General features: G+C 70.3%; 19 protein-coding genes. 11 read left to right on the top strand and 8 right to left on the bottom strand.

What is annotated here, in order from left to right:
- Nucleotides 1-64 precede the first annotated feature (64 nt).
- Nucleotides 65-754 (top strand): M24 family metallopeptidase, encoded by a 690-nt coding sequence (locus tag AQJ46_RS21615; protein WP_059207320.1) that lies wholly within the window; start codon nt 65-67, stop codon nt 752-754.
- Nucleotides 755-771: 17 nt separating this feature from the next.
- On the opposite strand, the gene AQJ46_RS21610 is transcribed toward AQJ46_RS21615, so the two are convergent.
- A complete protein-coding gene (locus AQJ46_RS21610; protein WP_057611218.1) occupies nt 772-1,164 on the bottom strand; it encodes a TOBE domain-containing protein in 393 nt (130 codons plus the stop codon).
- A gap of 442 nt (nt 1,165-1,606) precedes the next feature.
- Between AQJ46_RS21610 and AQJ46_RS21605 the strand changes: the two genes are divergently transcribed.
- On the top strand, nt 1,607-1,939 hold the full coding sequence (locus AQJ46_RS21605; protein WP_059207155.1) for a hypothetical protein: 333 nt from the start codon (nt 1,607-1,609) through the stop codon (nt 1,937-1,939).
- 35 nt (nt 1,940-1,974) lie between these two features.
- On the opposite strand, the gene AQJ46_RS21600 is transcribed toward AQJ46_RS21605, so the two are convergent.
- The 3 genes from AQJ46_RS21600 to AQJ46_RS21590 form a co-directional block, all read right to left on the bottom strand.
- Entirely contained in the window at nt 1,975-4,635 is a 2,661-nt protein-coding gene (locus tag AQJ46_RS21600) for a WD40/YVTN/BNR-like repeat-containing protein (protein ID WP_059207319.1), read from the bottom strand.
- A gap of 450 nt (nt 4,636-5,085) precedes the next feature.
- Nucleotides 5,086-5,655, bottom strand: a complete 570-nt coding sequence (locus AQJ46_RS21595) for a TetR/AcrR family transcriptional regulator (protein WP_059207154.1) — start codon at nt 5,653-5,655, stop codon at nt 5,086-5,088.
- A 119-nt stretch (nt 5,656-5,774) separates the two neighbouring features.
- On the bottom strand, nt 5,775-7,274 hold the full coding sequence (locus AQJ46_RS21590; protein ID WP_059207153.1) for an MFS transporter: 1,500 nt from the start codon (nt 7,272-7,274) through the stop codon (nt 5,775-5,777).
- Between the two features lie 193 nt (nt 7,275-7,467).
- Here AQJ46_RS21590 and AQJ46_RS21585 point away from each other — a divergent pair, with 193 nt between their 5' ends.
- Nucleotides 7,468-8,052: a DUF6114 domain-containing protein gene (locus AQJ46_RS21585; protein ID WP_208616961.1), complete on the top strand. Its 585-nt coding sequence runs from the start codon at nt 7,468-7,470 to the stop codon at nt 8,050-8,052.
- 816 nt (nt 8,053-8,868) lie between these two features.
- On the top strand, nt 8,869-9,264 hold the full coding sequence (locus tag AQJ46_RS21580; RefSeq protein ID WP_059207152.1) for a hypothetical protein: 396 nt from the start codon (nt 8,869-8,871) through the stop codon (nt 9,262-9,264).
- A 13-nt stretch (nt 9,265-9,277) separates the two neighbouring features.
- Here AQJ46_RS21580 and AQJ46_RS21575 read toward each other — a convergent pair whose 3' ends face one another.
- Entirely contained in the window at nt 9,278-10,807 is a 1,530-nt protein-coding gene (locus AQJ46_RS21575) for a helix-turn-helix domain-containing protein (protein ID WP_059207151.1), read from the bottom strand.
- Nucleotides 10,808-10,890: 83 nt separating this feature from the next.
- Nucleotides 10,891-11,091, bottom strand: coding sequence for a DUF4236 domain-containing protein (locus AQJ46_RS21570; RefSeq protein ID WP_057611210.1), 201 nt, complete (start codon nt 11,089-11,091; stop codon nt 10,891-10,893).
- 313 nt (nt 11,092-11,404) lie between these two features.
- Between AQJ46_RS21570 and acnA the strand changes: the two genes are divergently transcribed.
- The 5 genes from acnA (at nt 11,405) to AQJ46_RS21545 (ending at nt 19,834) form a co-directional block, all read left to right on the top strand.
- Entirely contained in the window at nt 11,405-14,122 is a 2,718-nt protein-coding gene (gene acnA / locus AQJ46_RS21565; protein ID WP_059207318.1) for an aconitate hydratase AcnA, read from the top strand.
- A 135-nt stretch (nt 14,123-14,257) separates the two neighbouring features.
- Nucleotides 14,258-14,983 (top strand): response regulator transcription factor, encoded by a 726-nt coding sequence (locus AQJ46_RS21560; RefSeq protein ID WP_059207150.1) that lies wholly within the window; start codon nt 14,258-14,260, stop codon nt 14,981-14,983.
- Nucleotides 14,980-16,485, top strand: coding sequence for a sensor histidine kinase (locus AQJ46_RS21555; RefSeq protein WP_059207149.1), 1,506 nt, complete (start codon nt 14,980-14,982; stop codon nt 16,483-16,485). Before AQJ46_RS21560 ends, AQJ46_RS21555 begins: the two co-directional genes overlap by 4 nt.
- Nucleotides 16,486-16,615: 130 nt before the next feature.
- Nucleotides 16,616-18,805: a serine/threonine-protein kinase gene (locus tag AQJ46_RS21550; protein ID WP_059207148.1), complete on the top strand. Its 2,190-nt coding sequence runs from the start codon at nt 16,616-16,618 to the stop codon at nt 18,803-18,805.
- Nucleotides 18,806-19,252: 447 nt separating this feature from the next.
- Nucleotides 19,253-19,834 carry an HD domain-containing protein gene (locus AQJ46_RS21545; RefSeq protein ID WP_059207147.1) on the top strand — a complete coding sequence of 194 codons (582 nt, stop codon included), beginning with the start codon at nt 19,253-19,255 and terminating at the stop codon, nt 19,832-19,834.
- Nucleotides 19,835-19,853: 19 nt separating this feature from the next.
- Here AQJ46_RS21545 and AQJ46_RS21540 read toward each other — a convergent pair whose 3' ends face one another.
- The gene (locus tag AQJ46_RS21540; RefSeq protein ID WP_225887374.1) at nt 19,854-20,435 is read right to left on the bottom strand and encodes a Uma2 family endonuclease; all 582 of its coding nucleotides are present in this window, start codon (nt 20,433-20,435) and stop codon (nt 19,854-19,856) included.
- A gap of 233 nt (nt 20,436-20,668) precedes the next feature.
- Between AQJ46_RS21540 and AQJ46_RS21535 the strand changes: the two genes are divergently transcribed.
- On the top strand, nt 20,669-21,733 hold the full coding sequence (locus AQJ46_RS21535) for a lytic polysaccharide monooxygenase auxiliary activity family 9 protein (RefSeq protein ID WP_208616959.1): 1,065 nt from the start codon (nt 20,669-20,671) through the stop codon (nt 21,731-21,733).
- A gap of 354 nt (nt 21,734-22,087) precedes the next feature.
- Entirely contained in the window at nt 22,088-25,348 is a 3,261-nt protein-coding gene (locus tag AQJ46_RS21530) for a GH92 family glycosyl hydrolase (RefSeq protein ID WP_059207145.1), read from the top strand.
- On the opposite strand, the gene AQJ46_RS21525 is transcribed toward AQJ46_RS21530, so the two are convergent.
- Entirely contained in the window at nt 25,329-26,342 is a 1,014-nt protein-coding gene (locus AQJ46_RS21525) for an acetylxylan esterase (RefSeq protein WP_059207144.1), read from the bottom strand. The genes AQJ46_RS21530 and AQJ46_RS21525 overlap by 20 nt on opposite strands.
- Nucleotides 26,343-26,385 lie beyond the last annotated feature (43 nt).

Raw genomic sequence — 26,385 nt, 5'->3', positions numbered from 1 at the left:
TGCGTATGTACGGGATGCGGCAATCCCGTTGCCGGTGGCGATGCCGGTGATTACGTTCGCCTCCATGGCGGACGACGAACCCACGCGCGCGGCCAGGCTGCTGGACGCTCAGGCGAAGGCCGTGCGGCTCTTCGCGGAGATCGAGGAGCGCGGGCTCGTGGCGCCGGGGGAGGGGGAACGGGCGGTCAGCGACCGGATCCGGGACCTGGCGAACGAGTTGTTCGGCACCACTCGGCACTGGCACAAGCGGATCGTGCGTTCCGGACCGAACACGCTCGAGCCGTACCGGGAGAACCCGCCGGACCGGGTGATCGGCACGGACGACATCGTCTTCGCCGACTTCGGCCCGATCTTCGAGGAGTACGAGGCCGACTTCGGCCGGACCTTCGTCCTCGGCGACGACCCGGTCAAGCACCGCCTCCGCGACGACCTGCCGAAGATCTTCGCCGCGGGCCGGAGCCGCTTCGAGGCCGACCCGGACATCACCGGCGCACGGTTGTACGCCGAGATCGAGCGACTGGCCGCCGAGTCCGGCTGGGAGCTGGGAGGCTGGCACGCGGGCCACCTGGTCGGCGAGTTCCCGCACGAGTGGATCGACGGCGCCGACGTGGAGTCGTACATCGCGACCGCCAACGGCACTCCACTGCGCCGTACCGACAAAGCCGGACGCCGCTGCCACTGGATCCTGGAGATCCATCTCGTCGACACGGAACGGCGGTTCGGCGGCTTCCACGAGGAACTGCTCACCCTCTGACGCCGCACCACCACCGCTCAGGCGCGGTCGATGTGCACGTTCGTCGACTTCACACGGGCCGTGGCCTCCACCCCGACCTCCAGGCCGAGTTCCTCCACGGCCTCCCGCGTCAGCAGTGACACCAGCCGGTGCGGGCCTGCCTGGATCTCCACCTGGGCCGCGACATCGCCCAGCTTCACGGCCGTGACGATGCCGGGAAAGGCATTGCGGACCGAGGTGTACGAGGTCTCCTCGTCGCCCCCGCTCTTGGCCAACTCCACCGAGAACGCGGCCAGGTCCTTCCCGTCGATGAGGCGTCGCCCGGTCTCGTCCCGATGGGTGGCCACCCGGCCGGCGTCCGCCCACCGCCGAGCGGTGTCCGGGCTCACTCCGAGCAGACGCGCCGCCTGGCCGATCGTGTAGGACTGCATACGCGCCAAGATAGGCGATCAACACCTGCGGGACGGCTCCGGACCATCGCGCGAAGCCGCGCTTTCCAGCCCGGGGGCCATCGAGCAGGCCCGCGTCCGGGTCCGCGAGGCCACCGAGGTCCTGGACAGGACGACCGGTTCCACGAGCGTTTCTGACCACGGCGGAGCGGGCCCGGATCCGCGTCGAAGGGGCATGCTGGTGTCCGTACGCGGGCCTGGAGGTGCCGGAATGCGGTGGTGGACCGGAGTGTGGGCGGTGGCCGGGGCGGCCGTCCTGGTGGCGTGCGGTACATCGGCGGGAGGGCCTTCGGGGCCTTCGGGAGGGAGCGGCGGGGCGACAGAGCCGTCGGGGGGTACGTCGACTCGCGCGTCCCCGTCCTCGTCCGTGAGCCCGACTGGAGGGAGCCCGTCCGGAACCCCGTCCGGCTCGGCGGCGAGTTGTGTGTCCGGGCACGCGGAGGTCCACTTCAGCCCCGGTGACGCGGTCGTCCAGCGGCTGTGCCTGCGGCCGGGGGCCGTCGTGTCCCTCGTCCTGGAGCCCCGGACGGACGACAGGCGGTGGACGGCCGTGCTCAGTTCCGCGCCGGCCTTCGTCCTGGCGTCCGGGTGGCGGGTGGACGCGGACGGCACGGCCCGCGCCTCGCTGCGGTGCGCGGGCACCCGGGGCGGTACGGCCCAGGTCACCGCGCGGGCGAAGGCGCCGGACGTGGCGGGCGCGGCCCGGGTCGCCTTCACCCTGCACGTGGACGTGCTGCCCTATCCGACGCAGGGGTGACCCCGGAAGCCGGGGCCACCCCTGTCACGCCGTTGTCAGCCGCAGTCGCGCACCTTGATCGTGTAGATGCCGCGGCCGTGGGTGGCCGCGTACAGCGTGCTGCCGTCCGGGCTCAGCTTCACCTGGAGCACGGCGACCGCTGGGAGGTTGCCGACGCGCTGCCAGGTCGTACGTCCCGGCGCCCGGTAGACGACACCGAGGTCGGTGCCCACGGCGAGACCGCCGTTCGGCGTGACGACCGCGGAGTCGGCCGGCACGTCGGGGAGGTTCTTCGAGATGTCCTTCCAGGTGGTACCGCCGTCCTTGGACTCGAAGACGTGACCCACGCCCGCGCCCGGCCCCTCGGTCCACTGCCGGGAGAAGCCGCTGACCGTGACGTAGACGTGGTCGGCGTTCTTCGGGTCGACGGCGAAGCCGCTGAGGTAGCGGTTGGGTACGGTCCCGTCGGCGCCGGTGGCCGGCAGGGCGATGTCGTGCCATCCGGTGCCGTCCGTGTTGCCGACGGAGATCCCGCGGGCGAAGCCCTGGTTGTTGCAGGGCCCGCACCAGGCCGCGTAGACCTTGCCGCCGGAGGTGGCGACCGCGGTCGCGGTGCGGCCTTCGCCGAGGTCGTACAGGCTGGTCCACTCGCTGCCGCTGCGAATGGCGTAGCCGTGGGTCTGCACCCACACGTGACGACCGCCCGCGATCCAGGTCGAGGGCTTCTTCGCGTCGGCCGCGAGCGGGGCGATGAAGCGGGCCTCGCCGGTCGCGTTGTCGGCCGGGGCGACGTTGTACGACGTGGCCTTGGCGGCGTCGTCGATCCAACTGCCGTCGTTGACGGCACAGTTCTGGGTCACCTGGATGGAGAGGTAGACGTACTCCTCGGCCATGTTGCACCCGTTGGCCGGGTCGGTGAGCGTGTCGCCGCCGTCCCCGCCGAAGTTGGAGCCCATCACCTTGTCGTTGCTGCGCAAGAGGGACTGGCCGTTGTCCTGCAGGCCTCCGGTGACGGAGACACCGCCGTGGTCGAGGTCCTTGCCGATGCCCACCGAGTAGTACTGCAGGGTGTCGATGGTGCCGTCGTTCAGCGAGGTCCAGTCGGTGGCGTGCCCGGAGGTGTCCTGGGAGCCGTTGACCGGCCGCTTGTAGACACCGCCGTCGTTGCCGACGTACACGAAGCTCTTGCCGTGGTAGCTGCCGATCGCCACGCCGTGCTGGTCGGAGTGGGTGGTCGGGTTGCAGTCACCGGTCTGCTTGGCCGGGTCGATGTTCCAGCAGGGGAAGGAGAAGTTCCAGTACGGGCCCACGGTCGACCAGGTGCTGCCGCCGTCCTTGGTCTCGTAGACCTCCTCCAGACCCGCGTACACGTGCTCCGCGTTCGCCGGGTCGACCGTCAGGAACTGGTTGTACCAGGCCTGCACCCCCGGCATGTAGCCGCTGGTGGTGAGCGCGGAGCCGTCGGCGGCCAGGCCCTGGTAGTCGGCGATCTTCGTCCAAGGGCCGCTGGGGGAGCCGGACTTGGAGACGTATATGCCCTCGAGGCCGCTGTCCGGGTTGGTGTTCAGCTGCTCCGGTGACTGGTCGATGGCGTAGTAGCGGGAGCCGTCGGCGGAGCGGGCGAAGGTGACGTTGCCGACGTCGTCCGCGTCGGCGGGCAGGTCACCCAGGCCGCTGGTGATCCGCGTCCAGGCGCCGCCCGCGCCCTTGGTGTAGAAGCCGTTGTAGTCGTCACCGCTGCGCCAGCCCACCGCGAGAACGACCTTGCTCGGGTCCTTCGGGTCGATCGCGATGTCGTTGGCGATGTTCTTGTACGGGGCGTCGGGGTCGTCGGCCTCCGAACGGCCCGGCAGATAGTCGGGGTTGGGCGCGAACTCCAGCTTCCAGGCGCCCTTCAGCGTCTTCGTCGAGTGGCTCCACACGCCCTCGCTGGTCGCCGCCCACACCTTGCCGCCGCCGAAGCGCAGCTCGTGGATGCTGGTGGACTCCAGTTCGTCGCCGCCGACCCGGCTGCGGGTGGAGAAGGTGCCTTGGTGCGGGTGGGACAGGACGTAGACGCCGCTGCCGAGGTAGGCGTCCGCGTTGGTCGTCGCCTCGCCGGTGCCCAGCCACAGCCGTCCGGTCCCGTCGAGCGCGAGGGCGCCGGTGGACTGCGCCGGCAGTCCGTCGCTGATCGGCTGCCAGTGCCCGCCGCCGGACCGGGACCGCCACACGCCGCCGCCCGCACTGCCCGCGTACACGTACCCGTCGTCGTCGGCGGCGATCGCCGCCATCCGGCCGGTGACGTTGCCCGAGCCGCCGCTGGAGTTGGAGTCGATGTCGCGGTAGCGCGAATCGTCGGAGTTGTACGGCAGGTCGGTGACGTTGCGCCAACTGCCGCCGCTGCTCGGCAGTTTGGTCAGGTCGGACCAAGCGGCGCCGTAGGCGCCCGGCGCGACGATGCCGGGCGAGGTGCGCGCCTCGGCGTACTGGTCCGCGCCCTCCGCTATCTCGTCGGCCTCGTTGCCGTCGTCACCGTCGCCGTCCTCGGCCTTCACCCTGGGGCTCAGGGCGCCCACCGAGTCCGACCGTTCGGCGGCGAGTTGCGCGAGCGTGCGGGCGCCGAAGGGGCTGTTGGTCTGGCCGGACGCGGCGCTTGCGGGTATCGCGACGAGTGCGGCGGATGCGGTGATGGCCCAGGTCGTGAGCCATCGTCTCTTACAGGTCGGTACTGACACGAGGTCCTCCCAAACAGGCATACGTACGGCCTTCGTTGGGACCCGACCATGAGTGGAAGGGAGCGTCCGGCACTTGGGAAGCCTTTGACCGGGGTCTGTCACTTCGTGTACGGGGCGTTGATCGGGAGAGAGGTTGGCGGCCGGAGCGGGGCAGCAGATCCGCAAGCTCAGCCGGCCGGTTGACGCCTGCCCTCACCCGCACGCAAAAGACGGTCGCGACTCCGCCCTCGCGTCGGTCGCCGCCGCGACGGTCACCTTGGCGACGATGGAGGGGGTGCCGCCGTGCTGTTCCGCGCGGGGCTTCACGGTGCCCGGAGTCCCGGCGACGGTGGGGCGGAGCGCTTCGTGACGCGCAACGACCCGGTGCCCCGTCTCATGGCAGGCTTCCGTGCCACGGTGAACGCATGCAGACGGTTGACCGCGGCACACAGCGTGCCCGTACGGATCGCGTCAGCGCACGCCCGCCGTGTCGAGCAGGGTCGTCACCGTGGGTGCGATGAGCCCGGTCAGGTTGTCGGCCTGGATTCCCGCGCGGGCGCTGGCTCCGTCGAAGACCATGATGAGCTGGCGGGCCAGCAGGTCGGGGTCGCTTGCGCCGCCCTGTCCGGCCTCGGAACGGAAAAAGCCGGTCAGGTTCGCCTTGATCCGGTGGGCCACCTGGCTCGCAGGGTGGCTCTGGTCCTTGAGCTCGACCTGAACAGTCAGATACCGGCAGCCCAGAAACTCGGGGGCACCGGCCTGCGCCTCCAACTGCTCGAAGACGTGCAGGATCCGCTCGCGCGGTGGGCGGCCGTCGTCCGCCGCGGGCAGGAGCCCGGCCACGAAGGCGGCGGCACGCTCCTCCAGGCTCGCGGCCAGCAGTTCGTCCTTGCTCTCGAACAGCTGGTACATGGAGCGCTTGGACACCCTCGCCGCCTTGCACAGCGCATCGACACCGATGCCGACACCATCCCGGTAGGTGAGCCTGGCCGCCGCCTCCAGCAGCCGCTCCCTGGAACTTGACTTCGCCTCGGTGGTCATACGGCGAGGGTAACTCGATTCCGGCCAAATGAAAACTGATCGGTTTACGCTGCTTGAGGGCGCCCGTCAACCTCTTTGCTCTGGCGTCGAGTTGACGGAGCGTACCCGCAACGTGCAGCTCAATGGGCGATGACGGGCTCGCCCTCCGACGGTGCCAGAGGCGTGTTCGGCATCAGGAACGCCGTGAGCGCCGCGCCGACCACGAAGATCCCGGCGCCCCACGCCAGGGTGGCCGTGTAGCCCTCGACCCCGGCCTGGGCCATGGTCAGTGCGCCCGGCTTGTGCGAGGACAGGTAGTCGGTCGCGGCCGACGAGGCGACGGTGGTCAGCAGGGCCGTGCTGATCGAACCGCCCACCTGCTGGCTGGTGTTGATCAGCGCCGAGGCGACGCCCGCGTCCTCGTGGTGCACGCCCGCGGTCGCACCCTGGAACGCGGTGGTCATCACGGCGCCGATGCCGAGACCCAGCAGGATCATGCCCGGCATGATGTCGGCGACGTAGGCGCTGTCCAGCGTGAGCCGGGTCAGCAGGGCCATACCGGAGGCGGAGACCAGGAAGCCGGCGGTGACCACGATCTTCGGGCCGACCCTGGGCAGCAGCAGGGAGGGCACCGTGGTGGACGAGGCGACAATGCCGCCGACCATCGGCAGGAAGGACAGACCGGCCTCGATCGGCGAGTAGCCGATGCTGGCCTCCAGGTAGTAGGTCAGGAACAGGAAGATCGAGAACATCCCCATGCCCAGGACGAACACGGCCAGGAACGAGCCGCCTCGGGTCCGGTGCAGTACGACGCGCAGCGGCAGCAGCGGATGCGCGACCCTGGACTCCAGCCAGGCGAACACCGCGAGCAGTACGACGCCGCTGATCATGGAGCCGAGGGCGACCGGGTCGGTCCAGCTGGTGGATTCGACGTGCGCGAAGCCGTAGACGATGCCGAACAGCGCGGCGCTCACCACGACGGTGCCAGGAATGTCGATCTTGGGTCGCTCGGTGAGCGCGGGCTTGGCCAGCAACAGCAGCGCGCCGACCAGCGCGACGCCCGCGAAGATGACGTTCACGTACATCACCCAGCGCCACGAGGCCCATTCGGTGAGCATGCCGCCGAGCAGGAGTCCGACCGCGGCGCCCGCACCGGACAGCGCACTGAAGACACCGAAGGCCTTCGGCCGCTCGGCCGGGTCGGTGAAGGTCACGCTGAGCAGCGAGAGCGCCGCGGGCGCGAGCAGCGCGGCGAAGAGGCCCTGGGCCACGCGTGCCCCGACGAGGATTTCGAAGCTGTTGGCCGCGCCGCCGACAACGGATGCGGCCGCGAAACCGATCAGGCCGGTCACGAAGGTCGTACGTCGGCCGAACAGGTCACCGAGTCGGCCCCCGAGCAGCAGCAGGCTGCCGAACGCCAGGGCGTACCCCGTGATGACCCACTGCCGGCTGCCGTCACTGAAACCGAGGTCATGTTGCGCGGCGGGCAGTGCGATGTTCACGACGGTCGCGTCGAGCGTGACCATGAGCTGTGCCACGCCCAGCACGACGAGCACCCACCAGCGGACGGCGTGTGAGCCGCGGCGGCCCGGGTCTGTTTTCCCGGAGGCGGGCGCCCCACGGTCGTAAGTGGTGGTCATTTTTTCCCTTTGTCACTGGTCATGCCCGAGCATCGGTAGGAAACCGATCTGTTTCCACATAGGAAAACAGATCGGTTTCCGCAGTGCAAGTGGGGCCGGCACGTGGGGGAGAGCCTTCCGGTGCCCCCGGGCCGCGTCCCGCTCACTCCGTCAAAGGCTCACTCCCGCCCGACGCGCGGCGATGATGACGGCGATGGTTCGCGTCCTCCTGGGCCAGTCGCCGCAGGAGTCTGACGACCGGCTCGAAGAGCACGGTGAGGAACACCGCCCGCTCGGCGAGGGCGATGCGGTCGTCGATTCCTTCGAGTCGCATGAAATCCAGGTCCGCGGTGACAGCGGCATCACCCGCGCTCGCCGGGACTTCAGGACCTGGCGGCGCACCCGCCCCTTCTGGGCCGGCCTGCTGGTCCTTCTCGCCGCCGCGCCCATCATCTACTTCCCGTACTTCAACCTGTCCTTGGGCGGCCTGTCCGTGGCGATGTCCACCATGGCGGGAGCCGGTTCCCTGGTCATCGGCCTGACCCTGATCGTTCTGGCCGGACTCCTGTGGTTCCAGCCGATCATCAGGTTCTTCGCCGGCTGTGTCGCCGTATTCCTCGGCGTGCTGTCGCTTCCCATCTCCAACTTCGGCGGCTTCTTCGTCGGCACGCTGCTCGCGGCCACGGGCGGACTCCTGGCCCTGGCCTGGGGCCCGGTGGACGTACACCCGGTGGAGCCGCCCGGCGCCACCGAGGGGGCATCTGCCGCTGCCGGCCCCGAGGAGAGGACCGGGGAATGACCGACCAGCCATGCGACCCCCGCGACTCCCGCGACGAGGCCGCCGAACGCCGCTCCGCCAGGGCGCCGAGAGGCCGGCACGCCGGTCCCCGTACGTCCGCGCTGACGCGTCTTCGCCTACCGGTCGGGAGGGCTCTCGCGCTGACCGCCCTGCCGACGGCCCTCATTCTCGGAAGCCAGCGCCTGCCCGCCGCAGACACGAGCGCGATCGCGGCCCATTCCGCTCCTGAAGCGGACGAGGCCGCAGGCGTCGACTGCGATCGCCCCGAAGAGTCTCCGGCGTCGGCGACGTAGTTTCCCGCAGGCAGCCCCACGCCGTCGGCTGATCCCAGCACGCCCGGCACCGAGTTGGGTGCCGACTCCGGCGGCGGGTCCCGTCGCAGCACGCGGCCGACCCGTCACCGAGCCTGTCTCCGGCGCCCACCGCCACCCCCACCCCTTCAGCCGGCGTGACCTCCGCCCCCACGGGACTCGCGGGCATCCTCGCCCCTCTGGGCCTCCTCGACGACGAGGCCGAGGGACAAAGTCCGTCGCCCCACGCGAGCCCCTCGCCGAGCTCGGTCACCCCGACACCCGAGGCCACCGCACCGTCCGACCCGCTGCTGCCCACGACTTCGGCGCCACGTGCCCGGCAACGGGCTGCCGACCAGTCGCTCGCACCAAAGTCCACGCCTGGGACCGCCCGGGGGACCGCCGCGCCTGCGACATCAGCGACCTCGAGGCCCCCGAGGAGACGAGTGCCGGCCGCTTCCCCGCCGAGCCGTGGAAGCTCAAGGGAAGCCGCCTCGAACTGCACGACCTCGTCTTCCACGGAGTGGTGACCGTCGACACGGCCACCGGCCCCAGGCGGGTGCTCAAGTTCTCCGCAGCGGCTGTCGAGATCCGTGATCTGAAGATGGCGGTGCCTGTCGGCCCGCAGATCCAGCACATCGACGGAGCGCCGGGCTCCACGTCCACGCTGCGAGGGGGCGACATCACCATGTACGTCGAAAGCCTGACCGGCACCCTCGCCGGCGTCCAAGGCCTCCCCGCGCCGCCCGTCCTCCGCGTGCACCTCACCCCTGACACCGTGCCGGAGTGGCTCTACGACACGATCGGGAACCTCGGCCTCAAGCTCCGACTCGGCCTGAACGATGCGGACATCGACCAGGCCGGACAGACCGGCGGACAGCTCCTCATCCCGGGGATCCACGGGTACGGCACACCACGGTGAAGCCGGTCGCTGCTCAGATGTCCCGGAAGATCTCGATCTGCGCCCCCACCGAGTTGAGCCGCTCGGCCAGGTCCTCGTAACCGCGGTTGATGACATAGACGTTGCGCAGCACGGACGTGCCGTCGGCCGCCATCATCGCCAGCAGGACGACCACGGCGGGGCGCAGGGCGGGCGGGCACATCATCTCCGCGGCACGCCAGCGGGTCGGGCCCTCCACCAGCACCCGGTGCGGGTCGAGGAGTTGGAGGCGCCCGCCCAGCCGGTTCAGATCCGTGAGGTAGATCGCCCGGTTGTCGTAGACCCAGTCGTGGATGAGGGTCTGCCCCTGCGCGACCGCCGCGATGGCCGCGAAGAACGGGACGTTGTCGATGTTCAGACCCGGGAACGGCATCGGGTGGATCTTGTCGATCGGCGCCTCCAGCTTGGAGGGCCTGACCGTGAGGTCGACCAGCCGGGTACGGCCGTTGTCCGCGAAGTACTCCGGCGTACGGTCGTGGTCGAGACCCATCTCCTCCAGGACCGCCAGCTCGATCTCCAGGAACTCGATGGGCACCCGGCGCACGGTCAGCTCCGACTCCGTCACCACGGCCGCGGCCAGCAGGCTCATCGCCTCGACCGGGTCCTCGGAGGGGGAGTAGTCGACGTCCACGTCGATGTGCGGCACGCCGTGCACGGTGAGGGTGGTGGTGCCGATGCCCTCGACCCGCACTCCCAGGGCCTCCAGGAAGAAGCACAGGTCCTGGACCATGTAGTTGGAGGAGGCGTTGCGGATGACGGTGACGCCGTCGTGGCGTGCGGCCGCGAGCAGCGCGTTCTCCGTCACGGTGTCGCCGCGCTCGGTCAGCACGATCGGACGGCCGGGGCGGACCGACCGGTCCACGCGGGCGTGGTACTGGCCCTCGGTCGCGGCGACGTCCAGGCCGAACCGGCGCAGCGCGATCATGTGCGGCTCGATGGTCCGGGTGCCGAGGTCGCAGCCGCCGGCGTAGGGCAGCCTGAAGCCGTCCATCCGGTGCAGCAGCGGACCGAGGAACATGATGATGGAGCGGGTGCGGACGGCGGCCTCGGCGTCGATGGCGTCCATGTTCAGCTCGGCCGGCGGCACGAGTTCGAGGTCGACGCCGTCGTTGATCCAGCGGGTGCGGACCCCGATGGAGCTCAGCACCTCCAGAAGGCGGTAGACCTCCTCGATGCGGGCGACCCTGCGCAGCACCGTGCGCCCCTGGTTGAGGAGCGAGGCACAGAGCAGGGCCACACACGCGTTCTTGCTCGTCTTGACGTCGATCGCGCCGGACAGCCGACGACCGCCGACCACGCGCAGATGCATGGGACCCGCGTAGCCCAGAGAGACGATTTCGCTGTCCAGCGCTTCACCGATACGGGCGATCATCTCAAGGCTGATGTTCTGGTTGCCGCGCTCGATGCGATTGACGGCGCTCTGACTGGTGCCGAGCGCCTCGGCAAGCTGCGACTGTGTCCAGCCCCGGTGCTGCCGGGCGTCACGGATGAGCTTGCCGATGCGTACGAGGTAGTCGTCTGCCATGGGCTCGAGGCTATCTCAGATATGAGATGGCGCATTCCGGGTGGTCCATTCGGGTGAAGGGCCTCCGCGGACCTGAGGGAGCCTCAGTGGCGCTTGGCGGTACGGGTGCGACGCCAGCCGAAAGGTCCGGGCAGATCCATCGATGTCGTACGGCGCCCCGTGCTGCTGTGCGTGTGCCGCGGGCCGTGCTTGCCGCCGCCGGTGGTGATGGACCAGGAGTGCCGGTTGATGTTCAGCCGCACGCCGGGCAGGATCCGGAAGCTCTTGCGGAACGTGAGGCCCATGTGGGTCTCCCCTCGGGTCGGTCTGGTGCTGCCAACTCCCTCCGCATACCCCGACTTGGCGAACTGATGGCCGCGAGCGCGTCGACCCGGGATCGTGGCGGCGGACATCACAAGGAAGCCGGGCATGACCATCCGGGCCTCATGTACTAGAGTTATCTCGACATCGAGATATCTGCCGAGGCGTACCGCAGTCGCACGCTTTCGCTGGGTCTGGCAGTAAGGCATACCTAACTTAGCCTTACCTTAGCGGATCGGCCAAGACGGCGTGGCGGCAGGATGCGGTGGTAAGCGCACAAAAATGAAGGAGACTGTCGTGTCGGCGAACAGCTTCGACGCCCGCGCCACGCTGAGCGTGGGCGACGAGTCGTACGAGATCTTCCGGCTGGACAAGGTGGAGGGCTCGGCCCGCCTGCCGTACAGCCTCAAGGTTCTCCTGGAGAACCTGCTCCGTACCGAGGACGGCGCGAACATCACCGCCGACCACATCCGCGCCCTCGGCGGCTGGGACTCCCAGGCCCAGCCGTCGCAGGAGATCCAGTTCACGCCGGCCCGCGTGATCATGCAGGACTTCACCGGTGTGCCCTGTGTCGTCGACCTCGCCACCATGCGTGAGGCCGTCAAGGAGCTCGGCGGCGACCCGGCGAAGGTCAACCCGCTCTCCCCGGCCGAGCTGGTCATCGACCACTCCGTCATCGCCGACAAGTTCGGCACCCACGAGGCCTTCGCGCAGAACGTCGAGCTGGAGTACGGCCGCAACCGCGAGCGCTACCAGTTCCTGCGCTGGGGCCAGACCGCGTTCGACGACTTCAAGGTCGTCCCGCCCGGCACCGGCATCGTCCACCAGGTGAACATCGAGCACCTGGCGCGCACGGTCATGGTCCGTAACGGCCAGGCCTACCCCGACACCCTGGTCGGCACCGACTCGCACACCACCATGGTCAACGGCCTCGGTGTGCTGGGCTGGGGCGTCGGCGGCATCGAGGCCGAGGCCGCGATGCTCGGCCAGCCGGTCTCCATGCTCATCCCGCGCGTCGTCGGCTTCAAGCTGACCGGCGAGCTGCCTGCCGGCACCACCGCCACGGACCTCGTGCTCACGATCACCGAGATGCTGCGCAAGCACGGTGTCGTCGGCAAGTTCGTCGAGTTCTACGGCGAGGGCGTGGCCGCCACCTCCCTCGCGAACCGCGCCACCATCGGCAACATGTCGCCGGAGTTCGGCTCGACCGCCGCGATCTTCCCGATCGACGACGAGACCATCAAGTACCTCAAGCTCACCGGCCGCTCCGAGCAGCAGCTCGCGCTCGTCGAGGCGTACGCCAAGGAGCAGGGTCTCTGGCTGGACCCGAAGGCCGAGCCCGACTTCTCCGAGAAGCTGGAGCTCGACCTCTCCACGGTCGTCCCCTCCATCGCCGGCCCGAAGCGCCCGCAGGACCGCATCGTCCTCGCCAACGCCGCCGAGCAGTTCAAGGTCGACGTCCGCAACTACGTCGACTCCGTGGACGAGGCGGGCCAGGAGTCCTTCCCGGCCTCCGACGCCCCGGCCGTCGCCCCGAACGGCGCCCCGTCCAACCCGGTCACCGTGACCGCCCCCGACGGTTCGACGTACGAGATCGACCACGGCGCGGTGACGGTCGCGGCCATCACCTCCTGCACCAACACCTCGAACCCGTACGTCATGGTCGCCGCCGCGCTCGTCGCGAAGAAGGCCGTGGAGAAGGGCTTGACCCGCAAGCCGTGGGTCAAGACCACCCTCGCCCCGGGCTCCAAGGTCGTCACCGACTACTTCGACAAGGCGGGGCTCACCCCCTACCTCGACAAGGTCGGCTTCAACCTCGTCGGCTACGGCTGCACCACCTGCATCGGCAACTCCGGCCCGCTGCCGGAGGAGGTCTCCAAGGCCGTCAACGACCACGACCTCGCGGTCACGTCGGTCCTCTCCGGCAACCGGAACTTCGAGGGCCGTATCAACCCCGACGTCAAGATGAACTACCTGGCGTCCCCGCCGCTGGTCGTCGCGTACGCCCTGGCCGGCTCCATGAAGGTGGACATCACCAAGGACGCCCTGGGCATCGACCAGGACGGCAACCCGGTCTACCTCAAGGACATCTGGCCCTCCGAGGCCGAGGTCAACGACGTCGTGGCGAACGCCATCGGCGAGGACATGTTCAACAAGTCCTACGCCGACGTCTTCGCGGGCGACGCCCAGTGGCAGGCCCTGCCGATCCCGACCGGCAACACCTTCGAGTGGGACGCGGAGTCGACGTACGTCCGCAAGCCCCCGTACTTCGAGGGCATGACGATGGAGACCACCCCGGTCTCCGACATCACCGGCGCCCGCGTGCTCGCCAAGCTGGGCGACTCGGTGACGACGGACCACATCTCGCCCGCCGGTGCCATCAAGGCCGACACCCCGGCCGGCAAGTACCTCACCGAGCACGGTGTGGAGCGTCGTGACTTCAACTCCTACGGCTCCCGCCGAGGCAACCACGAGGTCATGATCCGCGGCACGTTCGCCAACATCCGCCTGCGCAACCAGATCGCGCCGGGCACCGAGGGCGGCTACACCCGCGACTTCACGAAGGACGACGCCCCCGTCTCCTTCATCTACGACGCCTCGCGCAACTACATCGAGCAGGGCACCCCGCTGGTCGTCCTGGCCGGCAAGGAATACGGCTCCGGCTCGTCCCGCGACTGGGCCGCCAAGGGCACCGCGCTCCTCGGCGTCAAGGCCGTCATCGCCGAGTCGTACGAGCGCATCCACCGCTCCAACCTCATCGGCATGGGCGTGCTCCCGCTGCAGTACCCGGAGGGCGCGAGCGCCGAGTCCCTCGGCCTGACCGGCGAGGAGACCTTCTCCTTCACCGGTGTCGAGGAGCTCAACAACGGCACCACGCCGCGCACGGTCAAGGTCACCACCGACACGGGCGTGGAGTTCGACGCGGTCGTCCGCATCGACACCCCCGGTGAGGCCGACTACTACCGCAACGGCGGCATCATGCAGTACGTGCTGCGCAGCCTGATCCGCAAGTAAGTCCTTTCGGGCGCCTGAGGGCCGCACCCCCGGTGACGGGGGTGCGGCCCTTCGCCGTACCCCGCCGTCGCAGGTCATCACCCACCCTCAGGTGGAACACAGGATTCCCTCAGCCCACGGGGACACGATCGGTACATGACTGGCACCGCCGGGTCCCGAACCGGCCGCGTAAGAGTGCTCATCGTCGACGACGAGCCCGCACTCAACGAAGTGCTGTCCGTCGCCGTCACCGAGGCGGGCTGGCGCCCCTACCCGGCGCTCGACGGGCGCAGCGCACTCAGTACGGCGCGCGGCTGCGCACCGCACGCCGTCGTGCTCGACGGGATGCTGCCCGACCTGGACGGTCTCCAGGTGCTGCGCCGCCTGCGCCAGGAGAACCCGAAGCTGCCCGTCCTCATGCTCACCGCCCGCGATGCCCTCGAACACCGCCTCGACGGCCTGGAGGCAGGCGCCGACGACTACGTCACCAAGCCCTTCTCCCTGGAGGAGGTCGTGCTGCGGCTGCGCGGGCTGCTGCGCCGGGCCGCGTCCCGGGACGGCCGCTCCGACGACTCCGTCCACGTGCTCGGCGACCTCGTCATGAACGGGGACACCCGTGAAGTGCGTCGGGCGGGTGTGCCCGTCCAGCTCACCGTGAAGGAGTTCGACCTGCTCGCCCTGCTGCTCGGCCATCCACGCCAGGTGCTCAGCAAGGCGCAGATCCTCGACCACGTCTGGAGCAGCTCCTTCGACGGCGGCGGCAATCTCGTCGAGGTCTACATCTCCAGTCTGCGCAGGAAGATCGACAAGGGACGGGCACCGATGATCCACACCGTGCGCGGCCTCGGGTACGCCATCAGGGCCGCGGAGGACGGGAGATGAGCCGGCGACCGAACGCGAGGATGCGCACCCGGTCCCTCCGTACCCGCCTCCTCGTCTTCGTCACCGCCACCCTGGTCGTCGTCTGTGTCGCGATGGGCCTGATCACCACGCTCTTCCAGCACGCCTATCTGATGGGCAACCTGGACGACCGCGTCCTCGACACCGCCGAACGGGCCCTGGGAGGAGCCTCGTTGCACCAGGACCTCCCGGAGGACCTGACGTTCCTGAGGGAGACCGGGCAGCCCGCCGGAATGCTGGCCGCCCGGCTCGACGAGGACGGCGCCATCGTCTCCGCGGCCGTCGTCGTCCAGGACGCCCCGACCCACGATCTCGGCACCGACCAGCGCGCCGCCCTGGCCGGGATCCGCGCCGACGGCGCGATGCACACCCGGACCGTGCCCGGCCTCGGCACCTATCGGGTCTCCGTCCTCGAGGACGGAGGCGTCCGGGTCCTCGCCGGCCTGCCCATGGACGACGTCCAGGACATGATCAGCGGACTCGTGATGATCGAGACGGGCGTCGCCGTGGCCGGGCTCGCCGCCGCCGGCTGCGTCTGCACCGTGGTCATACGACGGCAGCTGCGCCCCCTCGGCCGGGTCGCCGCCACCGCCGCCGAGGTCTCCCGCGCCCCGCTCGGACACGGCGAGGTCACCGGCCTGACCCGGGTGCCGGAAGGGGACACCGACCCCGACAGCGAGGCCGGGCAGGTCGGCGCCGCGCTCAACCATCTCCTCGACCACGTGGAGTCCTCCCTCGCCGAACGACAGCGCAGCGAGGAGCGCATGCGGCGGTTCCTGGCCGACGCCAGCCACGAACTCCGCACGCCCCTCGCCTCGATCGCCGGATACGCCGAGCTGATGAACCGCGGCACCGACCGGATCGAGCCGGTGCTGGCCTGGCGCCGGGTCTCGGCGGAGTCGGCACGGATGACGGGTCTGGTGGAGGACCTGCTCCTGCTCGCCCGCCTCGACGAGGGCCGCCCCCTTCAGTCCCGCGAGGTCGACCTGGCGGCGCTGGTCGCGGAGGCGGTGTGGGACGCGCGGGCGGCAGCCGGCGGCCATGACTGGCAGCTCGAACTGAGCCTGGACGCCTCGGCGTCGGTCACCGGCGACGAGGCCCGCCTGCACCAGGTGGTGGCCAACCTGCTGTCCAACGCGAGGATGCACACGCCGGCGGGCACGAAGGTGGTGGCGTCGGTGGAGTCGACGGACGAGCGCTGCGTGGTCCGAGTCCGTGACAACGGCCCGGGCATTCCGCTCGCCCTCCTCCCCACCGTCTTCGAACGCTTCACCCGAGCGGACACGTCCCGATCCCGCGCCGACGCCAAGTCCGGCGGATCCGGGCTCGGTCTGGCCATCGCGGCGGCGATCACGGGCGCCCACGGGGGCCGCATCCAGGTGGACAGCACCCCGGGCCGTACGGAGTTCACGATCGAACTTCCGAGGGCCACGGAGGCCGGCTTGGGGGAGCGGGCGGTCACAGGAAGTACGGCCTCGGTGTGACGGTTCCAGTGGGCGACGACCCGCACCCGCCCGACTGCCCAAGTCACCCGGATTCCCAGGCGAAGGACTCGCTAGTCTGTTCCCCCTGAACACCCCCGTGACGCCTGGGACATGGAAAGGTCGACCAGCAATGCCGCTGAGCCCCGAGGAGTCCATCGGCGCAGTCGGCGGCTACACCCTGATCAACCGGCTGGGTGCCGGAGGCATGGGCGTCGTCTACCTCGCCCGCTCCGACTCCGGCCGCCACGTGGCCGTGAAGGTCGTCCACACCCAGTACGCCCAGGACGAGGAGTTCCGCACCCGCTTCCGCCAAGAGGTGGCCGCGGCCCGGCGGGTGAGCGGAGCCTTCACCGCCCCGGTCGTCGACGCCGACCCGGATGCCGAACTCCCGTGGATGGCGACGCTGTACGTCCCCGGTCGCACCCTCGACGACATCGTTGCCGAGCACGGCCCCCTCCGCGGCCACCAACTCCGCTCGCTGGCGCTCGGGTTGGTCGAGGCGCTCAGGGACATCCACCAGGCGGGCGTCGTCCACCGGGACCTGAAACCGAGCAACGTCCTGATGGCGGAGGACGGCCCGCGCGTCATCGACTTCGGTATCTCCCGCGCCGCCGACAACCAGGCGCTCACCGTGACCGGTCGGCTGATCGGCACCCCGCCCTTCATGTCCCCGGAGCAGTTCGCCTCGCCGAGGGACGTCACCGCCGCCTCGGACGTCTTCTCGCTGGGCTCGCTCCTGGTGTTCGCCGCCACCGGAAACCGCCCCTTCGACGGCGACAGCCCGTACATGACGGGCTATCAGGTGGTGCACGAACAGCCCTCCCTGGACGGCGTACCCCAGCCCCTGCTGGGCGTCATCGAGCGCTGCCTCCAGAAGAACCCGGCGGACCGCCCTCAACTGCCGGAACTGCAAAGCCTGTTCAGATCGCTCCCCGACACGTCCGCACCGACCCTGCCCGGGGTCCGCAAGCCGTCGTCCCGCGACCTCGCCGACACCACATCCCCGTCAGGGCCGAACCACCGTCGCCGCCCCGGCCACCCGCACCGCGTCGCCCGCCTGGCCGTCCTGGGTGTCGTCCTGGCCGTCGGCGCCGTGGCCGCGACGATGTTCCACCTGTCGACGGGAGCGAGGACGACCAGCGGCACGCCCGTGCCCGACTCGTCCGCGTCGCCCGTCGCGCGGCTCCCCACCGGCTGGCACCCCTGGCAGACGAGCCTCACGAGCGCCGTGCGGGGCGATCCGCTGAGCATCAACGTGGACACCGTGGACGCAGGCTGTGTGTCCGACGGCTCCGCCCTGTACTGCGCCGGCACCGGCTTCACCGTCGCCCGGCTCGACCCGGCGACCGGTCGGATCGGCTGGCGGTACGGCGACAACTCCCAGGCCGCCGAACGGCCCCTCGGCGTGCGGAACGGCATCGTCTACACCTACGAGCAGCCCGACGAGGTCTACGCCGACCAGCGGGTGACAGCGCTGGACGCGGCCACCGGAAAGCAGATCTGGGCCCGTGACGTCGACGCGAGTCACCCAGTGACCCTGTTCGACGGCGGTGTCCTGACGGCGTCGGACACCGCGAAGTCGTTCATCGCCCTCGACCTCGCCACCGGCAAGGAACGGTGGCGAACCCCGGCCAAGTCGTCGGCCGGCACCCTGTGCGGCCCGCTGAGCCCGGGCGGCGCCGTTCCCTACGGCCTGTGCGCCGACGCGAACGACCCCACCAGCGGCCCGGTGGGCCTGCTGCGCCTCGACCCGGCCGACGGCACGGCCCGCGAACTGGGCTCGCTGCCCGCGAGTGCGAGCCTGGTCGGCGCGGTCGACGGGCAGCCGCTGTTCGTCCTGCCGAAGAACACCACGGGGTACGTGGCGGGCGACGGCCGGGACGAGGCGTACACCGCGCTGCTGCGGGTGAACCCGACGACGGGCAAGGCCACCCGGGTCACCATGAGGGACGTCCCACGCGGCACGCCCTCGGTGCTCGACGGCACGGTGTACTTCGTCCGCCCCGACGGAACGGTCACCGCGATCAAGGCGTCGAACGGGACCCGCCTGTGGCACCGCGACACCCAGATCGAGAACCTCTCATCACCGGTCCACTCCTCGCCCTACAAGGCCCTCTACTTCACCAACCGCTACGGCCGCCTCCTCGCCCTCGACCACACGACGGGCGAGATCCGCTGGACCACCCCCAAACTCGACGACGCGGGCACGTCGGCGGAGAACACGAACCCGAGCACGGTGCTGGTGAAGGACGCGATCGTGGCGGTGGCGGGAGACACGGCGTTCTCGGTCAGCCCGGATCGGGATGTGGTGGGGGAGTGAGGGGAGGGGGCGGTCACGGGAACGGATCGTCGCAGACTGCGGGCAGCGAACGCTGGGTCGGGCCTGTCGGCGGCGGGTCCGGCGGCCCGGCGGGGCCGGGCATGAGGACTGAGCCGGTCGTGGAGCCGCCCCCTCCGGTGAGGGCACTCGCCGGCCGCGCGACTGGCTCCAGTCAGCGGTAGCCCAGCGTGCCGCTCCGCCGCGATGCCCACGGCGTCGATCCCGCGGAGAGGCTGAGCGGGCCGTAGGACCGAGACGGCCGTTGGGGCCATCCGGCTCCAGACGTGAGCCCCCGCTGGGACCCGGCGAAGCCCCACCACCGCGACACCTGTCCATCCGACCGACCACTCCTGAGAGGTCGCCCCAGCCCCACTCGGTGCTGCTCCCCGGCTCGCGCCCCCACCCTGCGCCGCCCCCAACTTCCACCCCCACCCCTACCCTTACCGCGTGACCGCCCCCGACCTCCTCCACCGCGCCCTCCACGACCCCGGCCCCCGCCCCCTCCCCGACGAGGCGGCCCGCCTCCTCCGGACCCTCGACGCACCGCCCCGCCTCGCGGCCCACCTGAGGCTGGTGCACGACGTGGCGTACCAGCTCACGGAGTGGCTGGCACGACGGCACCCCACGCTCCAACTCGACCGCGACGCCGTCCTGTTCGGCGCCGCCACGCACGACATCGGCAAGACCGCGCACGCCGGCGAACTCTCCGGCCCGGGCTCCGCACACGAGAAGGCCGGCCAGGGCCTGCTCCTGGCCCACGGCGTCCCCCCGCACCTGGCCCGTTTCGCCGCCACCCACGCGACCTGGACCCTCCCGGACATCGGCCTCGAAGACCTGCTGGTCAGCGTCGCCGACAAGATCTGGAAGAACAAGCGGGTCCCCGACCTGGAGGACCTCGTGGTCAGCAGGCTCGCCGGGACGAGCGGGCGGACGGTGTGGGAGGAGTTCATGGAGTTCGACGACGCGCTGACGACCGTAGGAGAAGACGCGGAGGAGCGGCTGGCCTTCCAGGCGGCCTACCCGGTGTGACCGCCACCGGGCCCCGGGCTCAGAACCCGACGAGCGCGTCGAGATCGACCTCGACGGGGAACGCCAGCTCGGAGACCAGCTTGTCGTGGTGGTCCGGGTGGGAGGGCGCGGGGAAATAGGCGAGCGTGTCCACGTTGAGCCGGTACTCGTGCACCGCGAGTTTCTGGTCCCGGTCCAGCTCCACGCGCCAGTAGTACGGCACCGTGTGCGCGGCGAAGAGCGCCGGCTCGCGCACCCGGTCGTCCTGGTGGGAACCGGGGGAGACGACCTCCACGACAAGAGTGACGTTTCGTACCGGGACGCAGTTCGGTGTGTTCTGGTTGTCGACTGTCACGCATTGCTCGGCCACAACCTCGTACGGCTCCGCTCGCGCAGCCTCCAGAGCTGCAGCCAACCTGTCCCGGACACGGTTGTGCCAGAACTCGGTCTGACCTCGAACCACGATCCGTCCATCCACGAGTTCCCGGTTGAAAGGCAGCTCCAAGTGCTTGACCTGGTCAAAGGTCCAGCCGTGAGCCGGCGGAAACATCCAGGTGTCCTCAGTGGCCTGCTGGGGTGTGGTCATCACCGCTCCCATGAACGCCAGTGTGGACGCCGTCACGTGGCGTGATCGTACGTACGAAGGTATCGCCACCCGAACCGACGACACCACGCCACGCCATCGACCCCGACGCCCCCCGTTTACAACTGCGCCACATACCGCTACCTTCCGCAGAAGTGGGGTGGGAGCGCTCCCATGCGGACGGACCGGAACCCGCCCGTGTGCCGCCCCCACCCCACGGCACCGCACACGCCCCGCAACGGCCCGTACCTCAAGGAACGGACGGGAATGTCATGATCCTGACAAAGTTATCGAGGGTGACCCGCCCCAGAGCCCTCTTCCTGGTCCTCGTCTCCCTGCTCGCCACCATCCCCGCCCTCAGCCTCGTCCTCACAACCGGCGGCAAGGCCGAGGCCCACGGCACCCCGATGAAGCCCGCCAGCCGCACCTTCCTGTGCTGGCAGGACGGGCTGACCGACACCGGTGAGATCAAGCCGATCAACCCGGCCTGCAAGAACGCGCAGGCGGTCAGCGGCACCACACCGTTCTACAACTGGTTCTCCGTGCTGCGCTCGGACGGCGCCGGCCGCACCCGCGGCTTCGTGCCGGACGGCGAGCTGTGCAGCGGCGGCAACACCAACTTCACCGGCTTCAACGCCGCCCGCGACGATTGGCCGCTCACCCACCTCACCTCGGGCAAGACGGTCGACTTCTCCTACAACGCCTGGGCCGCGCACCCGGGTTGGTTCTACGTGTACGTCACCAAGGACGGCTTCGACCCGAAGAAGACACTCACCTGGGACGACATGGAGGCCCAGCCGTTCCTCAGCGTCGACCACCCGCCGCTCAACGGCAGTCCGGGCACGGTCGAGGCCAACTACTCCTGGACGGGCCAGCTTCCGGCGAACAAGTCCGGCCGCCACATCATCTACATGGTCTGGCAGCGTTCGGACAGCGCGGAGACCTTCTACTCCTGCTCCGACGTCGTCTTCGACGGCGGCAACGGCGAGGTCACCGGCATCCACGAGCCGGGCAACCCGACCGAACCGGTGCCCGGCACCTGCACGGCCACCCGTAAGACCACGGGCAGTTGGAGCGGCGGCTACCAGTCCGAGGTGACCGTCACCAACTCCGGTGACGTCCCGATGCTGGGCTGGATGGTCGACTGGACCCTGCCGACCGGCCAGAAGGTCGACAGTCTCTGGAACGGCAACGCCACCTACACCGGCCAGGACGTGATGGTCCACAACGCCCACTGGAACGGCTCGCTCAGTCCGGGGCAGAGCACGACGTTCGGTTACGTCGTCACCGGCTCCGGAGGCGACACGGCCACGACCCTTCCCTGCCGAGTCGGCTGAGTCACCGTCGGAACGCGCTCGGACCTTCCGCTCAGGGCGGACCCGGTGGGGCTGTGCGCCACCGGGTCCGCGAGCCGTGCCGGCGCAGGGGGGTGGTGGCCGGCGCGGATGGTGCATGGCTTGTGACGACGCGACGCGCGACAACGTTGTCGAGTGGTCTGGACATGACTCTACCGCGTCAACGGACAACGATGTCAATCCAGTTGGGGCAATCGGCTGGACCCGGCCGGGTGACCCCACGCGCGTTCCTTCGGCCGTACGCGGTCTTCCGTGATACGCGTGGCGCACGTTACTGTCCCTGCGGCTTGTGCGACCTGTGGTGCGCGACCCGTCCGAAGGAGGAGGGGCCGCGTCATGCGTTTCCGTCCCACGTCCCTGCTGCTGGCGGCCGTACTCGCCGTCACCGGCGCCACCCCAGCCCTCGCGGCGCCACCCGGTCTCGTCGGCGACCCGACCGCATATGTGAACCCGCTCATCGGCACGGAGAACGGCGGCAACGTCTTCCCCGGCGCCGTCACCCCCTCCGGCATGTTCTCGTTCAGCCCCGAGAACACCCGCGGCGACGCCACCCGGACCACGGCTCCCGGCGGCTACCTGTACGGCGCCACCCGTGTCCGCGGCTTCAGCCTCACCCACATGTCCGGCACGGGCTGCGCGGGCGGCAGCGGCGACATCCCTCTCTTCCCGTTCGCCGGCGAGGTCACCTCGTCCCCGGCGAGCGACACCAAGGACGCGGTGTACGCGGCCGACTTCAGCCACGCCGACGAGACCGCCGAGCCCGGCCACTACCGGGTGGGCCTCGCCTCCGGTGTCACCGCGGACCTGACCGCCACCGCCCGCACCGGCTCGGCCCGCTTCACCTACCCTGCCGACAAGCCCGCCTCGCTGCTGTTCAGGACCGCCAACTCCGAGGTGGGCTCGACCGATTCGACGGTCGAGATCGACCCGGCGACCCGGACGGTCTCCGGCTCGGTCACCTCCGGCAACTTCTGCGGCTACCTCGACCCCGAAGGCCAACGCGCCTACTACACCGTCCACTTCACCGCCCACTTCGACCGTCCCTTCACGGCCGCGGGCACCTGGCAGGACGACAGGCTCAGCCCCGGCTCGCTGGAGGCGTCCGGTGGCACGGGCGGCTTCTCGCAAGGCGGGCGGCCCGTGGCGGGCAAGGGGGCGGGCGGGTACGTCCGGTTCGCGCCCGGCACCGATCAGGTCGGCGTCAAGATCGGTATCTCGTACGTCAGCCGGGCGGGCGCCGAGACCAACCTCGCCGCCGAGAACCCGCCCCGGCGCTCCTTCGACTCGGTGCGCGAAGCGGCCCGCGGCGCATGGCGCGACCGACTGCGGGCGATCCGCGTCGGCGGCGGCACCGACGACGAGCGCACCACCTTCTACACCGCGCTCTACCACGCCCTCCTCCACCCCAATGTCATCAGCGACGCCGACGGCAGATACCGGGGGAGCGACGACGAGGTGCACCGAGTCGCCCGCGGGCACCGCGCCCAGTACGGCACCTTCTCCGGCTGGGACGTCTACCGCGGCCAGGTGCAGCTGCTGACCCTGCTCGACCCGCGCACCGGCTCGGACGTGGCGCAGTCCCTGTACGAACTGGCCCGGCAGAACGGCGGCGTGTGGGACCGCTGGCTGCACGGAGCGAGCGGCACCCACGTCATGAACGGCGACCCCTCACCCATCGCCCTGGCCGGCATCCACGCCTTCGGCGGCACCGACTTCGACCTGCGCGGCGCACTCGACTCGCTCGCCAGGGCGGCCACGGTCCCCACGGAACAGGACCTGTCGCCGGCGGGGAAGCCGGTGCTGTCGGCCGGTCAGCGCCCCTCCCTCGACAAGTACCTGAAGCTGCACTACATGCCGTCCGTCTCCCACGCCTGGGGCGGCGCCGCCGAGACCCTGGAGATGTCCGGCGCCGACTTCGCCCTCTCCCAACTGGCCCGCGCGGCAGGGAAGAAGGACGCCGCGGCGACTTTCTCCAAGAGATCCCAGTGGTGGCAGAACAACTTCAACATCGCCGCCGACCCGAGCGGCGGCTACATCGCCAACCGCAAGGCGGACGGCAGTTGGGTCACCGGCTTCACCCCGGCCACCGGCAACGGCTTCGTCGAGGGGACCGCGGCCCAGTACACCTGGATGGTCCAGCACGACCCGGCGGGCCTGTTCGCCGCGATGGGTGGCCGCGACAAGGCTCTCGCCCGCCTGGACACCTTCTTCCACGACGACAAGGGTGACTGGGCGTTCACGGGCAACGGCGGCGACAAGTCCGAGCTGGACAACGAGCCGTCGATCAACGTCCCCTACCTGTACGCCTACGCGGGCGCCCCGTACAAGACCCAGCAGACCGTCCGCGCCGCCATGCGGCAGCTCTGGTCGACGCGGCCGGGCGGCATCCCCGGCAACGACGACCTCGGCGCGATGTCCGCCTGGTACGTCTTCTCCGCGCTCGGTATGTATCCCCAGGTGCCGTCCCGGTCCGAACTGGTCCTCGCCTCACCGCTGTTCCCGCGCATAGAGATCACCCGGCCCTCAGGGAACGACATCTCCGTGCGCGCGGAGGGTGCGGCCGCCGACGCGCCGTACATCCACGGCCTGAAGGTCAACGGCCGGACGAGCCAAGCCGCCTGGCTGCCCGCCTCCTTCGTGCGGGACGGCGGCCGGCTGGACTACACCCTGTCCACCGAGCCCGCCCCGGCCTGGGGAGCGGACGCCGCCCCGCCGTCCTTCCGCGAGGGCGAGCAGCCGTACCAGATCGGTGTCGGCCCGACCACGGCGACGATCGCGCCGGGCGGCAGCACGAAGGCCGGCGTCCGCGCGCTGTCGCTGAGCGGCGACGGCACGGGCCCGGAGGTCCGCTTCCGCGTCGAGGCACCCGAGGGCATCACGGCAACTCCGAGCGAGGGCACGGTCGTCGACGGCTCCCAGGAGATCACCCTGAGCTCCACCGAGGGCACCGAGCAGGGCTTCTACGACGTCACGATCGCCGTCACCTCGGACGACACCGCGTACGAGCAACCGGTGCCCCTCACGGTGGCCGCGCCCGGCACCCTCCTCGCCGCCTACGACAACACCGGGATCTCGGACGACTCCGGTGACCACGACGAGGCCGACTACGACGGAGGCGGCTGGAGCTACTCCCGCCAGGCGCTCGCGGCGGCCGGGCTCACCCCGGGCAGACAGGGCACGGTGAACGGCCTGACCTTCACCTGGCCGAACTCGCCGAGCGGCCGGCCCGACAACGCCACGGCATCCGGCCGGACCATCCAACTGAGCTCACCGGCGAACCAGTTGTCCTTCGTCGGCAGTGCCGTCAACGGCAACCAGCAGAGCCAGGCCACGGTCACCTACACCGACGGCAGCACCGACACGATCGCACTCGCCTTCACCGACTGGACGGTCGGCGGCGGGGGCGGCGCCGTCCAGTACGGCAACGAGGTTGTCGCCCGCGCCCCCTATCGCAACGTCGCGGGCGCGGACCGTGACCCGGTCGCGACGTATGTCTTCGCCACGAAGCCGTTCAAGGCACCGGAAGGGAAGAGCATCACCGGCGTGAAGCTGCCGGACAACTCGGACCTGCACCTGTTCACCCTGGCGGTGAGCTGACCGGGCCGGGCTCCAACATCTCACCCAGCCAGTCGAGTTGGCGCCGCACCTGCACCGCGTCGCCGCCCTCGTGGCCGTTGTACGGATAGGCGTGGATCTCCTTGCGGGGGTCCACGCCGGTCAGCTCGCCGTAGCGGTTGAAGGCCGCGTACGCCCCGCTCGGCGGGCACACCGTGTCACGCAGGCCGACCCCGAAGTGGGCCGGGGCGGCGGCTCGCCGGGCGAAGGAGACGCCCTCCATGTACGCGAGGGTGCGGTACGCGGCCTCCTGCGCGCCCCGGTGCACGGAGAGATACGCGCTGATCTCGCCGTACGGACTCGCGTCGGTCAGATCCAGGGCCCGTCGGATGCCGCACAGGAAAGGCGCGGTGACCAGGGCCGCCGTCAGGTCCGGCACCAGTCCCGCGACGGCCAGCGCCAGCCCGCCGCCCTGGCTGTTGCCGACGGCCGCGACGCGGGACGCGTCCACGCCCGGAAGGGCGCGCACCGCGGCCACCGCGCGGACCGCGTCCGTGATCAGCCGCCGGTAGTGGTAGTCGCGCGGGTCGAGCAGGCCGCGGGCCGCCGGTCCCGGGCCGCCCGGTGCGAAGGCGTGCGGGTCGGGGGTGGCCCCGCCGTTGCCGTACTGGTCACCCTGCCCGCGGTTGTCCATCAGCAGATGCGCGTACCCGGCGTTCACCCAGGTCAGCCGCTCGTGCGGCAGGCCGCGCCCACGGCCGTAACCGGCGTACTCGACGACTGCCGGCAGGGGCTCGCCCACCCCGGCCGGTCTGCTGTACCAGGCGCGCACCGGATCGCCGGCGAAGCCGCGGAAGGTCACGTCCCAGGTCCGCGTCAGCCGCAGCCCGTTCTCCGCCGGGCGCACCGACACCAACACGTCCGTCTGCGCTGCCTCCTTGAGGGTGTCACGCCAGAACCCGTCGAAATCCGGGGGCTCCTGGACCTCGGGACGGTACCGTTCCAGCTCCCTCGTCGGCAGGTCGAAGGCAGGCACAGGACACCTCGCATGAGTCGGTCCAACCAGTGAAACTTGCGGA

This window comes from Streptomyces canus (assembly GCF_001514145.1).
GTDB lineage: Bacteria > Actinomycetota > Actinomycetes > Streptomycetales > Streptomycetaceae > Streptomyces > Streptomyces canus.
This window is presented reverse-complemented; position numbering and strand designations above follow the sequence as displayed.